The sequence below is a fragment of the Glaciecola sp. 33A genome (genome assembly GCF_002836745.1).
Lineage (GTDB): Bacteria > Pseudomonadota > Gammaproteobacteria > Enterobacterales > Alteromonadaceae > Glaciecola.
The window spans coordinates 603,910-619,277 of the sequence record NZ_PJAR01000044.1 but is presented as its reverse complement, the minus strand read 5'-3'; the positions used below and the strand labels follow the sequence as shown (position 1 = coordinate 619,277).

At 40.1% G+C, this 15,368-nt stretch carries 8 protein-coding genes; all 8 read right to left on the bottom strand.

All coding sequences use genetic code 11. The features are described 5' to 3' along the window. Positions 1-4: 4 nt before the first annotated feature. The 8 genes from CXF81_RS18760 to CXF81_RS18725 all read right to left on the bottom strand — a co-directional run bounded on the left by CXF81_RS18760 (position 5) and on the right by CXF81_RS18725 (position 15,360). Entirely contained in the window at positions 5-1,936 is a 1,932-nt protein-coding gene (locus tag CXF81_RS18760) for an ABC transporter ATP-binding protein (RefSeq protein WP_101182927.1), read from the bottom strand. After that, the gene (locus tag CXF81_RS18755) at positions 1,933-2,223 is read right to left on the bottom strand and encodes a glutaredoxin family protein (RefSeq protein ID WP_101182926.1); all 291 of its coding nucleotides are present in this window, start codon (positions 2,221-2,223) and stop codon (positions 1,933-1,935) included. Before CXF81_RS18755 ends, CXF81_RS18760 begins: the two co-directional genes overlap by 4 nt. Further along, positions 2,220-4,418 carry a bifunctional 23S rRNA (guanine(2069)-N(7))-methyltransferase RlmK/23S rRNA (guanine(2445)-N(2))-methyltransferase RlmL gene (rlmKL, locus tag CXF81_RS18750; protein WP_101182925.1) on the bottom strand — a complete coding sequence of 733 codons (2,199 nt, stop codon included), beginning with the start codon at positions 4,416-4,418 and terminating at the stop codon, positions 2,220-2,222. Before rlmKL ends, CXF81_RS18755 begins: the two co-directional genes overlap by 4 nt. Next, entirely contained in the window at positions 4,411-5,415 is a 1,005-nt protein-coding gene (pyrD, locus tag CXF81_RS18745; protein ID WP_101182924.1) for a quinone-dependent dihydroorotate dehydrogenase, read from the bottom strand. Before pyrD ends, rlmKL begins: the two co-directional genes overlap by 8 nt. Before the next feature lie 59 nt (positions 5,416-5,474). Beyond that, complete coding sequence (locus CXF81_RS18740) at positions 5,475-10,313, bottom strand: NAD-glutamate dehydrogenase (RefSeq protein WP_101182923.1); 4,839 nt, start codon at positions 10,311-10,313, stop codon at positions 5,475-5,477. Between the two features lie 254 nt (positions 10,314-10,567). Next, positions 10,568-12,889, bottom strand: a complete 2,322-nt coding sequence (locus CXF81_RS18735; protein WP_101182922.1) for an RND family transporter — start codon at positions 12,887-12,889, stop codon at positions 10,568-10,570. A gap of 5 nt (positions 12,890-12,894) precedes the next feature. Next, positions 12,895-13,938: a sialidase gene (locus CXF81_RS18730; RefSeq protein ID WP_101182921.1), complete on the bottom strand. Its 1,044-nt coding sequence runs from the start codon at positions 13,936-13,938 to the stop codon at positions 12,895-12,897. Between the two features lie 54 nt (positions 13,939-13,992). Continuing rightward, a complete protein-coding gene (locus CXF81_RS18725) occupies positions 13,993-15,360 on the bottom strand; it encodes a DUF1329 domain-containing protein (RefSeq protein ID WP_101182920.1) in 1,368 nt (455 codons plus the stop codon). Positions 15,361-15,368: the final 8 nt, after the last annotated feature.

The window sequence follows — 15,368 nt, the reverse complement described above, 5'->3', positions numbered from 1 at the left end:
CCTGTTACTGCTCGTTATTTTGTAAACTTTCTAATTCATCCCAGCGCTTATAAGCGACTGATAATAATTGCTCAATGGTTGTTAACTTGTCGAGAACCGGTTGTGTTACATCTGCCGCTTTCTGATAAAAATCAGACGTACTAACTTGCAGTTGTAATCCTTTTTGTTCTTCTTCCATTTTCTCAATTTTTTTAGGTAAATCTTCGAGTTCTTTATTATCTTTGTATGATAGCTTTTTGTGGCTTCCAGTAGAAGCACTAGTCACCGGCTTTTCTCGCTCTACGTTGTTTTTAGTCCGCATTGCAACGCCTTCGTTCATTTTTCTTGCTGAGAGTGCTTTTTCATCATACCAATTTCGCATATCGCTATAGCCACCAACGAATTGCTTAATGATCCCGTTACCTTCAAAAACTAAGCTTGAAGTCACTACATTATCAACAAATTCTCTATCATGGCTTACCAATAATACGGTTCCCTCATAATCTACTAATAGGGATTCCAGTAATTCGAGAGTTTCGACATCCAGATCGTTAGTTGGTTCATCGAGTACCAGCAAGTTGCTGGGTTTTAACATGAGTTTTGCCAACACTAGTCTATTTCTTTCACCACCCGATAAAGTAGATACGGGCGCATTTACATGCTCAGGCGAAAACAAATAATCTTGTAAATACCCCATAACATGGCGTGTATTACCGTTGATCGTAACTTCTCTTTTACCGTCTGCAATGACATCAATCACCGACTTATCAAGGTCTAGCGCAGTACGATGTTGATCAAAGTAAGCAACCTCTATATTGGTTCCTCTGAATATGTCACCCTGACTTGCTTCCAACTCACCCAGTAACAGCTTAATGAGGGTACTCTTACCACAACCGTTGCCGCCAATTAATGCAATTTTTTCACCGCGAGTAATTAGTAGATTTAGATTTTCGACCAATAGGTTGTCTTCAAAATTAAAGAATAAACCGTCAGTTTCAAAAATACGCTTACCTGATTTTCCGCCTGCATTTCGGTTTATAACCGCATTTCCAGTGACGTTTCGACGTGAACTGTATTCATCTCTGAGTGCTTTGAGCGCTCTAACTCGACCTTCATTTCTGGTTCGTCTGGCTTTAATACCTTGTCTTATCCAAACCTCTTCTTTCGCCAGTTTTTTGTCAAACTCGCGGTTGCTGGTCTGCTCAACTTCTAAATCGTGCGCTTTTTGCTCTAAATAAGTTTCGTAATTCCCAGGGTAACTGACTACTTGACCGCGATCTATATCTACTATACGCGTGGCTAACTTACGTATAAACGCCCTGTCATGGCTAATAAATATGATTGCGCCGTTATAATTAAGTAGCGCTTTTTCTAACCACTGCACCATATCTATATCAAGGTGGTTAGTTGGCTCATCCAGTAATAACAGATCCGGTTCACTCACTAGTGCTCTTGCTAATGCCGCCTTTCTTCTCCAACCACCTGATAGTTCAGATAAAATCTGATCTGGTTCTAGCTGAAGTTGCGTCAGTACATTACTTATGCGCTGTTCAAACTGCCATGCATTTCTCGAATCTAACTGCTCTTGTAATTCTTGCATTCGATTTAGGTTTTTTTCGCTCGGATCAGCACCAATAATATTGATTATATGGTGATAGTCTTTCAGTATTTGCGCGACATCCTCCAAACCTTCGGCAACATAATCAAATATATCACCACTAATATCTTGCGGTGGATCCTGCGGTAGTCTTGATACTACCGTCCCTGTTGGCAATATCATTTGCCCTTCGTCTAATTTCGTTTCACCTGCGATCACTTTTAGAAGGGTAGATTTTCCACTACCGTTGCGACCAACCACACAGACTCGCTCGCCGCTTTGTATATTTAAAGCGACCTTGTCTAATAATGGTGGTTGCCCAAATAAAATAGAGGCATTTTTTAGTTGCATTAAATTCATTGTAAAAACTCAATTAAATCTTCAAGTATAAATGGCCAACCTAGTTCAGATTCATCATCTGTTTTCTTCAATACAGGAATTCTAACGGCGTATAAATGATACAAATCCGCAGAATCTCTAATATTGATTGTTTCAAGTTCAACGTGTTCAAATTGACTACGTGATGGACTAAGTTGGAAAGTAGACTCACTCGTTGCCTTTGTCTGTAGCGCATTAAATTGCTCGACAATATCGAACGCTAAATCACACAAAGAACAATTTGGTCCGGTATATAAAACTAATTTCACAAGGTCAGTATCCAACACTTATGAATTTTTTGATTACGTTTAAAATCTTCTGGTATCGACCTTTGGCTAATATCTTCTATTGTAAACCCGAGGTCCTCAACAGCTGCCTGATCTAATTTAAATTGACGTAAATTAGTACTAAAAAAGATTTCTCCATCTGTTTTTAGGCAATTTTTAGCATCACTTAACAAGCTAACATGGTCCCGTTGTACATCCCATGTATCGTCCATTCGTTTAGAGTTTGAAAACGACGGTGGGTCAATAAACATCAAATCATATTTGGCATGCTGTCTAGTTAACCATTTTAAACAATCTTCTTGTACAAACTGGAATGAACCGTTCAATTTATTTAATGCGAAGTTGTCTCTTGCCCAATCTAAATAGGTATTTGACATATCAACGGTTGTGACACTTTTCGCTTTTGCTTGCGCCGCATGCACTGACACGCTGCCAGTATAACCGAATAAGTTAAGAACATCTTTATTTGCACATCGTTGTTTGAACATCAACCTGGTATCACGATGATCTAGAAACAGACCCACATCTAAGTAATCTGTTGGATTAATATAAAACTGGGCATCGTGTTCTTGAACAATGACTCGCTGTCCTTTTTGAGCCACTTTTTCATATTGTTCTTTACCTTTGTTTTGACGTCTAACTTTGACCGACATTTTGCTTGATGGAATGCCTAATACCTTGGGAATATGAATAAGCGCTTCCTGCAGACGTTGTTTTGCTTTTTCCTCTGGCACATCTTTAGGAGCGGCATACTCTTGAACCACTACCCAATCATTGTATATATCTATAGCAATGTTGTAGTGAGGTAAGTCGGCGTCATAAATACGATAAGCGTTCGTGTTACCGCGTTTTATCCAAGGTTTCAGCCTTTTTAAATTCTTTCGCAAGCGGTTAGCAAACTCATGATTTTCATCTGTTTGACTATCGAATATTTCAAGGTTTTGGGCACTAATATGGTAATTTACAAGCACGCACTCAAGTTTACCATTCATTAGTTTATAGCTTTTGGTATATCTGAGCTTTAATGCTTTAAGTAGGTCTTGATTGGAACTTAATAAGGACACATGCCAAAAAGCGAAGTGTTTTTTTAGATGATGACCAAGCTTATCAAATAATGGCAGTAGTGAGGTGTATTCACCGAGTCGCTCACCATAAGGTGGATTAGAAACGATATAGCCTTTATTCTCAGCCTGACTGCTCATTGTTTCACAAGCAGCGGTACCTGTAGCCTCCTTACTATCAGTTGCATCAACAACAACGGCGTCCAACACATCACACTGTTTAAATGCAATATAATCTGCAACGCCGGCCCTCACCGCATTTTGCTCTGCCAATTCAACTAGGGTAGTACTTAAATCATAAGCATAAATAGCCGCACCAGGCACTGTTATATGCTTTTTGGCTTGTTCTACAACGTCACCAAATGTGCTTGGCTCATGCCCATTCCAATGTTCAAAGCCCCATGTTTCCTTGGCTAAATTTGGTGGTATGTTGGCAGCCATCATTGCAGCTTCAATCGGAATAGTTCCCGAACCACACATTGGGTCCAATAGCACGCTGTCTTTATTTTGGGCCCAGCCACTACGCATTAAAATACCTGCAGCGACATGTTCCTTCAACGGTGCTTCACCCGCACCAGTGCGGTAACCTCTTTTATGTAAACTACCACCGGAGAGATCGATACACAGATGCAGATTGTCGCGTCGCAATCTAGCTTGGATCACTATACCCGGCTTGAGTTTATCTACTGATGGACGTTCATGGCCCGCTTCTTGGAATTGATCAACAATGGCATCTTTTACTTTGAGTGCACCAAACTGACTGTTATTAATTGCATTGTTAGTGCCGTTAAACTGGATCATGAAGGGAACGTAAGTATCAAATTGTGACGGCCAATCAGCTTCTTTAGCAACGTCATATAATTCTTCAGCGCTGTTTACTTTGCCTTCGGCGACAACCAGCAAGACTCTGTTTGCCAATCTTGAATGCAGGCATAATTGATACGCATCTTTCAAGGTTCCTGTAAAAGATACCTGACCGGGTTGCAGTTGCAAAGTAGGTAGTTCATAGTCATCAGCGCTGGCTGGGGCCTGATTAAACTGGCTAAGTATTTGCTCAATTTCTGTTTTTAGTAGTTCATCTAATCCTTTAGACGTCGTTACAATTAGCTTATGCATTAACAAGCTCCTTAATAAGTGGTGGACCTTGGTAAATGAAAGATGAATAAACTTGAACTAACGTAGCCCCAGCTTGAATTCGTAATTGCACATCATGTGGACTGCTAATGCCCCCCACTCCGATAATTGGCATTTTACCATCGAGCGCTTTGGCTAATATTTTTGTCATAGCAAGACTTTTTTCAGTCAGTACTTCGCCACTCAAACCGCCCGCTTCGTTAGCATGCGCGTGGCCTGCAACCTGCTCACGGTCGATCGTTGTATTGGTAGCAATAACGCCATCCATTTTTGAGTTTATTAATGATGCGGCAATTGATTTAACTTCATCATCACTTAAGTCCGGTGCAATTTTTATCAATATTGGCACATACTTTTTATGTTCGATTTGAAGCCCTAATTGTCTGTGTTTCAAGCCTGATAACAAACTGTCGAGTGCATCTCCATATTGTAGATTACGCAAACCAGGGGTGTTTGGAGAAGAAATATTGACTGTGATATATGAAGCAAAAGCATATACTTTATTCAAACAATATAAATAATCGTCTAAAGCATTTTCGTCTGGGGTAGTTTTGTTTTTACCAATATTTATGCCTAAGATGCCGGTGTACTTCATTTTTTTCACCTGCTCAACCAAATAATCAACACCTTTATTATTAAATCCCATTCGATTGATAATTGAGTTGTATTCTGCAAGCCTGAATAAGCGAGGCTTGTCGTTACCCGACTGTGGTTTTGGGGTTACAGTGCCAACTTCGATGAAACCAAAACCCATCGCGGCGAAAGCATCTATGCACTCCCCGTTTTTATCTAACCCTGCAGCTAAGCCAATCGGGTTCTTGAACGTCATACCTAAGCAATTCACCGGTTTATCAGGCAGCTTTTGTGCATAAAAACCCGACATAAAATTACGTTGAGAGCGCTTAAGAAATGCGATAGTTGCGTCGTGGCTCCATTCAGGATCACGATTTAATAAAAATTTTTGAACAAAAGAATACACTGTTTCCCCAAACTAAAAAAAAGCCCCGCGAAGCAGGGCTATTTGCAAACGGGTATATTCTAATGGTTTGCCTTCACGCTTAACAGCATCAATTCTCTTAATGCGACAGAAAATTTAGCAAATTCGTGATTATCTGACGTTTTAAACTCTGCCATCATGTGAAACCAGCGCTTCAACACGTTTTTATTTGTTTTACACCAGTCGTTCAGAATCTTATCCGCATCTGTCTCTCCTGGTTCAATGTTCAACAAAACGGTCGTTAATGAGCGTTGTTGCCAATCAAGTTCTTCTCTGTAAGAAGCCCTTGCTAATGCTTGCCAATGGTTTGAAACTGACTGTTGGTTAATTTGTTCTAAGAACCAATGCAACTCAAAACGCGATCCCAATTGATAATAAAGTCGTGCAACGACTTCAACAGGTCGTTTCTCAGTTTCAGCAATTTGAGCTAAGTCCATACTAGAGAACATATTACTTAAGCCAGCAACTCGGTAAGCAATCTCTTTAGGTACTTTTGCTTCAATTAAGCGTTTTGTATCAGCTTGGACCTCTTCAAACTCAGCAGCAACCAAATAGCTACCTAAATTTTCCGATACCGCCTTAAAAGCTGGCTTATAACGAATAATGGATTTTTCAATATTGTTTATTTTACCACCGTGGCGAATATACCAACGACAAGTTCTACGTAAGATCCGCCGTATCTTGTCTAATATATTTAATTGTAACTGGGCATCAATTTTATTATCCAGAGCCTCGACACTTTCCCATAGCGAGGACACGTCTAATACACCTTTTACTACCGTGTATGCTTCTGCAACTTGCTCAACCAGGGCTCCGGTCTCTTCTTGTAAACGATAAACAAAATTTAAACCCATGTCGTTAACCATTTCGTTGGTTAATTTAGTCGCAATAATCTCAGAGCGAAGAGGATGCTCCTGCATTTGGGCTTGATATTTTTCTCTTAATACCGGGGGGAAGGCATTTACGAGCAACTTATCATAATATGGATTGTTGGTAATTTGTGGGATATTGAATTTATCTTTTAATACCATTTTACCATACGCGATTAGCACACTAAGTTCAGGTCTTGTGAGACCTTGTCCTGTTATTACTCGGTCTGAAATTTCATCATCTGAAGGAATGAACTCGAGTTCTCTGTTGAGCAGCCCCTCTTTCTCTAAACCGTGAATGAAGCGCAGTTGTTCTTTGAGTTGTTTTACACCAGCCAAATGAGTGATTGAAATTGACTGTGTTTGGCGGTAACAATCTTGAATAACAATTTCGGAGACGTCATCCGTCATCTCGTATAACAATGCGTTTCGTTGTTTTAACGTTAAATCGCCAGCGTTGACTAAGGTATTTAATAAAATCTTAATGTTAACTTCATTATCTGAGCAATCTACACCACCCACGTTGTCAATAAAGTCGGTGTTAACCAAAACACCATTGGCCGCTAATTCAATACGACCAAGTTGCGTTAATCCTAAATTACCACCCTCGCCTATAATTTTAGCTTTCACCTCTTTACCGTCGACGCGTGTAGTATCATTGGCTCTATCACCAACGTCGGTATGTGACTCTTTTGAACTTTTAACGTAAGTACCAATGCCGCCGTTCCAGATAAGATCAACCGGCATCTTCAAGGTGTTGCGGATCAACTCATTTGGTGTCATCGTTGTTTGGCGTGTGCCCAAGCACTTTTTCATCTCAGATGACAACGGAATTGCTTTTACAGAGCGTTTGAATATACCTCCGCCTTTTGAGATGAGCTTTCTGTTGTAATCATCCCAACTGAGCGACGGGTCTTGAAACAGGCGAAGTCGTTCTTTGTAACTGGCTTTTTCATCTGGGTTTGGATCAAAGAATATATGTAGGTGGTTGAACGCACACACAATTTGCGTTTTTTCGGATAACAGCATCCCATTTCCAAAAACATCACCGGCCATGTCACCAACACCCACAACGGTGAAAGGTGTCGTTTGACAATCAATACCAATTTCACGGAAATGACGTTTAACTGATTCCCAAGCGCCGCGAGCGGTAATACCCATCTTCTTATGATCGTAGCCAACACTTCCACCTGATGCAAAAGCATCGCCCAGCCAGAATCTAAATTCATCTGAAATACCATTCGCAATATCGGAAAACGTTGCCGTTCCTTTATCAGCCGCAACCACCAAATAAGGGTCATCCTCATCCAGTCTAATAACGTCTTTTGGCGGAATAACGACACCCTCAATAATATTATCAGTGATATCTAGTAAACTGCGCACAAATATTTTGTAACATGCCTGCCCCTCTGCTTGTATCGTAGGTCTGTCGGCCTCAGTGGGCATTGCTTTACATACAAATCCACCTTTCGCGCCAACAGGCACAATGACCGTATTTTTTACTTGTTGTGCTTTAACTAAACCTAAAATTTCAGTTCTAAAATCTTCTTGTCTATCTGACCAACGTAAGCCACCTCTGGCGACTTTGCCCCCGCGCAAATGCACGCCCTCTACCCTCGGTGAATATACAAAAATTTCAAATTTTGGTATAGGTAGTGGCATATCGTTAATTTGGCTCGGCAATAATTTAAATGAAATATACGATTTCTCATTTCCTTCATTATCGTTTTGATAGAAATTAGTACGCACCGTGGCATTCAATAACTCTAAATAGCGACGGATTATACGGTCATCATCTAAGTTCGAAACATTATCAAGCTTAGCCAAAATTTCAGTTTTTAACGCTTCTACTTTCTTTGGCATCCGCTTGATAGTTGGACAGAATAGAAGTCTGAATAAACTCACTACATCGGTTGCGATATCCGGATAGTTTGAGAGTGTGTTAGCCATGTAATCGATACTAAATGAGGTCCCAATTTGGCGCATATATTTTGCGTATGCGCGCAATATAGTGACGTTGCGCCCTCTAATACCAGCGCTTAGGATTAAGCGGTTAAAGCCATCGTCCTCAAGACTCTTATTCCACGTTTTAGAAAATGCATCTTGAAAAAGCTCTTGGACTTTTTCCATATGGAAATTTTGCCCGTTCTTATGCAGCATAGTAAAGTCCATTATCCAACTGACTTTACCCTCATCATTCGTTACTCTGAAAGGACTTTCATCGATGACTCGCAATCCAAAATTTTCCAACATTGGTAGTACGTCGCTCAAATGAATGGGCACGTGACCGTGATAAAGTTTGAGCTTAACAATGTTACTCTCAACACTTTGTTCCTGCGGACGATAAAAAAGTATATCCAGTTTATTATCGTCAGATAATAATTCAATTCGTTCTATATCAACCAATGCAGCACTCGGTAAACTATGTTCTGCATAGCTTCGATTAAACGCATTAACATATTTCTTCTGAATTGCTTTACCTTTCGCTTCACCATATGCAGATGTGATTTTAGCCGCTAACTTGTCTTGCCATGACTTCGTTAGCTCAATCAAATTATCTTCAATCTCTTTCACATCAAACTCCATATTATTATTTTTTACGCGGGCGATGTAATGCGTTCGTGCGTACACAGATTCAGAGAAATACGTATTAAATTCAACCTCTTCATCCGATCTAAATGAACGCTTGAGCAAGGCCTGAGTTTCCTCTCGTAATTGTGTATTGTAGCGCTCCCTTGGGACATAAACTAAACAGGAGTAGTAACGACCAAAAGCGTCCTTACGCACAAATAAACGAGAAATCCCTCGTTCTTGCATTTGAAAAATGCCTTTTATAATTTGCGCAAGTTCTTCATCTGAGGTTTGTAAAAGTTCATCACGGGGATAAGTTTCAACAATATTTACAAATGCTTTATACGCGTGAGTTCCTTTATCAAAACCTGATATTTCACACATCCGGTCAATTTTTTCACGCAACATAGGTAAGTCTGTTGCACTGCTATTGTAAAATGACGCAGAATACAAACCTAAAAACCGATGCTCGCCAGTGACATGTCCTTCGGCATCAAATTCTTTAATCCCAACGTAATCCATATAAGCGGGACGGTGAACACGCGCACGGCTGTTTGTTTTAGTTAAAATTAACGGATTGTCACTTAACGCTGCATCTCTTGCAGTTGTTGGCAGGTTAGATAATACCCGTTGACGATCGTTTATAGAATTTTTCATTAATCCAAGGCTTGAATCATTCTCTGGTATCCAACGATGATCACCCTCAATCGCTTTCACTTGATAATAACGATAGCCCATTAAGGTAAAGTTGTGATCATTTAACCAGTTTAGGAATGTCTTGCCTTGCGACTTAATTGCTGAAGAGGCTACTGATTTTGATTTTTCGAAGTTTTTGGTAATGTCAGCCAACTTCTCTCTCATTGGCAGCCAATCAGAAACGGAAAGAGAAACCTCATCGACTACGGATAATAATTCAGTTCGTAGTTTGTCGATATCTGACCTTTTTGCTTGTCGATCTATTTCGATAAAAATAACAGTCTCTGACGAGTCTTTAGTCGACTTTGACTTACTATCGACAAAGCCTGTGACTTTATTATCTTTATTACGAGTCACATGCATTGGAGAATGCAGTAAAAGATGCGCTGCAAAGCCAAATCTATTGATCGCCATACGAACTGAGTCGACCAAAAAAGGCAAATCCTTAACGATAATTTCTATGATTGTATGAGATGACTGCCAGCCATGTTTAGAAATTTCAGGATTAAATACTTTTATACACGGATTATTCACTGAGAATGTCTGTGTGAGTTGCCATAGGCTTAGTGTTGCGCCGTACAGGTCACTATCACTGCGTCCATTAATGTCTTCAAAAGACATATTTTTGTATAACAATTGTCCAAATTTTTGGATTAAAGCAGCATCACCGTTATCCACTTTTTCATCTATGAGGGAAAATACACGTTCAAGTAAAACAGAATGTTGAAGGGTTGTTACCGACATTTACGTTCTCGTTAGGTTGTCTTTTGTGTGTTGAATAAAGGTAAGTTAACAGATGCTACTACTCGTTTTTCGTTAACAAATATTGAGCCATCAGATTTACTTAACCTTATGTATCTCTTTTATCATTCGTATTCTCCCGAAAATACTGAGGTTTTGAAAGCAATATTTAACCTTTAATTTACAAATTGCATAAGCATGTTCATTTCATGCATAAAAAAAGGCCTTACGGCCTTTTTTTAGATAATTACTCAAAATTACTTTTCTACCGATCTGAACCACAATAGTCTAGCGATGGCTGGAAGTACAATAATTGCACCTAACATGTTTACAATAAACATAAAGGTTAACAATATGCCCATGTCCATTTGGAACTTGAGACTTGAAAACACCCAAGTGCTAACACCGATCGCCAGCGTAATACCAGTGAACAATACGGCACTGCCACGTTCTTTCAATGCCTCTAGGTATGCAGCTTGAACTGAAAGTCCCTCTCGCAATTTTGTATTCATCGTGGAAAGTATATAAATACCGTAATCCACCCCAATACCGACACCTAATGCAATGACAGGCAACGTTGACACAGTCAAGCCAATTTCCAAATAAGTCATCAATGCCTGCGCTAAAACCGAAACAACATATAGGGGTATAACAACTGCTAACGTGGCGCGTATTGATCTAAAACTAATTAGACATAACATAATCACAGCACCAAATACATAATACAACATTGGATTTTGTGACTCTTTTACCGCTTCGTTTGTTGCCGCCATTACACCAACAGGACCAGAAGCAAGTTTAAATTGCATATCGTCTGTTGCATATTCTTGGCTGACCTCTTTAACCGCTGCAACAATTCGTTCAATCGTTTCAGCCTTATGGTCTTGCATAAATAAGATGATCGGCATGACAGAGCAATTTCTATTTAATAGCCCTGTTGAAGTCGGTATGCGAGAAATTGCCTGTACCATTGTCGCCTGATTTCGTGGCAATACTTCCCATTTAGGATTTCCTTCGTTATAACCTGCATTTACCTGCTTAGCTACTGAAGGCAGCGAAATAGCAGACTGAACACCCTCTATATTCTCCATCTTCCACTGAAACTCATCCATCGTTGTCATAAACTCAAACTCAGTGCAAGCGTCCACTTTGGTTTCGACAATAACCGAAATGTAGTCAACCGTGATTTCAAATTTATCAGTAATTAAGAATGTGTCTTGATTGTAGCGAGACTCCTCATGCAATGCAGGTGCACCAGCGTGTAAATCACCAATTTTCATTTTTTGCGACTGGATAAAACCGAAAACGAATAGCACTGCAGTTACTGCAACAATAATGGTTGCAACTTTTGGACTCGCACATTTCGAGACTATTTCCCAGGTTTTTGCATGTTTGTCACTTGCTTCAGTAAATTTAGCTTTATATTTATCGGATACCTTCACATAAGACATCAACACCGGTAACAATAATAAATTGGTTAAGATAATGACGGCAACACCCATACTGGCCGTAATAGCGAGCTCCCTAATAATACCAATATCGATAACCAGCAAGGTCATAAAACCGACAGTATCGGATAACAATGCAATACCACCGGGGATAAGTAGACTTCTAAACGCGAATTGCGATGCTAACTTTACATTCATGCCTGCGGAAACTTTCTTTCCAACCGCATTTATCATTTGCACACCATGACTTACGCCGATAGCAAAAACTAGGAACGGAACGAGAATAGACATTGGGTCCAAACCGAAGCCGAGTAAGGTTAATAAACCTAACTGCCAAATAACTGCAACTATGGAACAGAATAATGGCAAGAATGTGAGCATAATCGACTTTGAAAAGAAGAACACCATGATGGCAGTAATCGCTATAGCAATTGCAAAGAATAATAAAACATCTTTTGCACCTTCTGCTACGTCACCTATCATTTTCGCGAAACCAATGATATGCACAGACGTTGCTTCATTTTCGTAAAGCCCACGAAGCTGGGTTTCCAAGTCATCCGCAATCGCTAGGGTGTCTAATGGTAATCCTGTCTCAGGATCTATATCGAGCAGTTGTGCTGTTACCATGGCACAGCTAAAGTCGCTAGACACTTGTCTGCCCAGGATGCCCGCTTTATCAATATTTTTGCGAACTAAATCCAATGCTGCGGGATCAGAAGAATCAAAATCCGCCGGTATGACAGGCCCACCAGAAAAACCACCTTCAACAATTTCGGTAAAACGTGTTGCTGGCGAGAATAAAGAGGTTACTAATGACCGATTGACCCCATTGATAAAGAAGACTTGATCATGGACGTTTTTAAACGTATCAAAAAAGTTTTGATTAAAAATATTACCTTGCTTATCACACACTGAAACAAGCACATTATTGGCACCACCAAAATCTTGACGATGCTCCATATATGTTTGCATGTACTCATGATTGAGTGGAATATTTTTCTCAAATCCGGCGTCTAGTTTTAACTGCGCAGCATTGTATAGAAGAAATAGAGTAACCAAGGAGAAAAAAGCAATCACTGCGATCCTGTGACGAAATACTGCTTTTTCTATTGCGTTGATGAAATTTGTCATATTAATTACTTTAACTCAATTTGCTTTATGCCTGATGCTGTTACAGCAAGCATAGCGTCGTTAATTACCAAACCATTCAATATGGAATCACTTAAATCATTTTTTAACTTTTTGATTGAGATATGTATTGCACACCCTTCATCGTTAGCTGGATAGTATTCATTAACAGCTACTTTAGTTTGATCTAGCGACAATAAAACGCCGTTATTCCCCATAATATAAATAGTGTTATCGTTGCCGTGAACAACCGAATTTAATGAGGTGGTAACACACGTTTGAAGTTTGTCCCACTTTTTAGAGTCATCATTTGCTAAAAAGATATTGCCGCGTAAACCAACCGCGAAAAGTTGACCGTTTTCAGTCTTTTGAATATCGAAAAATGAGCCATTATAGGCTATATCAAAGCGCTTCCAAGAACGTCCAAAATCCGTACTTACTGCTAATAATCCGGCCTCGCCCGCCATATATAACTTACCGTTCGCATAATTAAGTCGGTTAAAATGTGGCAGAATAAACGACAGCTCATCTTGATAAAATTCAGGTTCGTCTTTAATACTGTCTAAATAATCAATATCGTCTTGCGGAAGTACTGATGCATGTAGTTCTTTCTGCCAAGTTACGCCGCCATCGATTGTTCTATAAAACAAACCATAAGCACCGACCGCGACCCCCGTGTTCTCATCCTTAAAAAATACATCAAGAAATGGACGGTCCAATTCAGGCATACTCAGTTGCAACTCCCAAGTTTGTCCGGCGTCAGATGAATGCAAAATACTAGCGTCATGACCTACAGCCCAAGCGTTTTGCGCAAACAAAGTAACCGCTGTTAACGTTGTTTTCGTGGGGACGGCAACCTGTGTTAAGTTTTGCACGGTTGTACCCGTTAAAATATGCCCTCTTTCGCCTACTATTAAAATACTATCGCCGAGCGCGATATCAAGTAAGAGTGACTCTTTAACTAACGGAGCCTGATATGAAGAATTGGCAGACGCTATTGCGCTGAAAACTATGAGACCGACTAAAGAGGCCTTTTTAAAATTTGAAATCATTTATTCACCGTAATTAAAAAAAACGGCTGGCTAAGCCAACCGTTTATTCTTGTCTTATCTCTTGCCTTCTCGCCTTAGAGCTTGTGGCGTAAATGCGCGATCGTCTGGTTTGATACTGAAGTCATACATTTGTTCTTCATTGTCCAAACCAATCGCCAAATATCGACGAGAATTTAAATCATGATAAACATCTAATGTAGACCAGTGAGTTGGCACCTCGTAGTAGTTTACACCATGAGCAATAGCGACACGATATAATTCTCCGCGGTTATCATACATATCAGCAACTTGAATTTGCCAGCTGTCCTCATCTAAGTAAAAAGTACGCTTCTGATAAACGTGACGATACTCTTCCTTTAACGTTGCTTCAACGACCCAAACACGGTGTTTTTCAAAACGAGTTAAATCAGGATTAACATGACCTGGCATTAGAATATCCTCATACGAAACCGCATCGCTATGCAACGCATAGTTGTTATAAGCCACGTATAATTCTTTTTTACCTTTTAATTCCCAGTTATAACGATTTGGTGAACCGTTATACATGTCGAAATCATCAGTCGTTCTTAAGCCATCAGCTGCTGTACCCGGTGCATCGTATGCTATGTTTGGTGCACGACGAACGCGACGCTGTCCGGTGTTATAAGTCCATGCTTGACGTGGCTCTTTCACTTGGTCAACCGTTTCGTGAACTAGTAACGCGGTACCAGCAAGTCTGGCAGGGCTCGTTACGCTCTGCTTAAATTTAAATAGAATATTTTCTTCACTCAACGACTCTGGTGTTGCTCCTTTTTCGGAGTATTTGATCATCAACTGCTCATCAAAACCGATAACATTAAAAGCACCACTCGCGGTTACTGCAGCTTGTCCGCCATTTCGTTGAACCGCTTCACCGCGATATCTCAATGTATGGTTCCAGATTGCTTCCAAACCATTCTTAGGAATAGGAAAAGGAACACCCACTGCAGCTCCCTTTATACCATTGCCGCCATCAAGCAATTCTGCTCGAATCGCATTTGCTTTAGTTGCATCGTAAACACTTTGGGGATTACTCGCTGAGCGGCGAGTTTGGTAAACTGGCATCTTGTAAGTATCAGGGTAAGTTTCGAACAACTTTTGCTGACCGTCACTTAGAAATTCTGCATATTCTTTATAGTTTTGGGCTGTGATCGTAAATAACACTTTGTCGCTAGCAAAAGGGTCGATATGAAAACTACCTGGCGTATAACCCTCTGGTAATTCGGTAATACCTCCCGTCCAAGCAGGAATCGAACCGTCAGCATTACCCGCTCTTTCTCCACCCAGTGGCGTTAATTCATTGCCTAACTTGTCAGCTTCAGCCTGAGATACTTTTGCCAAAACTACTTGGCTAGAGAGGACTAAAGCAAGTCCTGCCGTTATTAAACCTAGTTTTTTAATCATTACTACGT

What these genes read in the sequence shown, in the direction of transcription:
- CXF81_RS18735 (WP_101182922.1), bottom strand. Translation starts at nt 12,889, where the DNA reads ATGACAAATTTCATCAACGCAATAGAAAAAGCAGTATTTCGTCACAGG.
- CXF81_RS18730 (WP_101182921.1), bottom strand. Translation starts at nt 13,938, where the DNA reads ATGATTTCAAATTTTAAAAAGGCCTCTTTAGTCGGTCTCATAGTTTTC.
- rlmKL (WP_101182925.1), bottom strand. Translation starts at nt 4,418, where the DNA reads ATGCATAAGCTAATTGTAACGACGTCTAAAGGATTAGATGAACTACTA.
- CXF81_RS18725 (WP_101182920.1), bottom strand. Translation starts at nt 15,360, where the DNA reads ATGATTAAAAAACTAGGTTTAATAACGGCAGGACTTGCTTTAGTCCTC.
- CXF81_RS18760 (WP_101182927.1), bottom strand. Translation starts at nt 1,936, where the DNA reads ATGAATTTAATGCAACTAAAAAATGCCTCTATTTTATTTGGGCAACCA.
- CXF81_RS18740 (WP_101182923.1), bottom strand. Translation starts at nt 10,313, where the DNA reads ATGTCGGTAACAACCCTTCAACATTCTGTTTTACTTGAACGTGTATTT.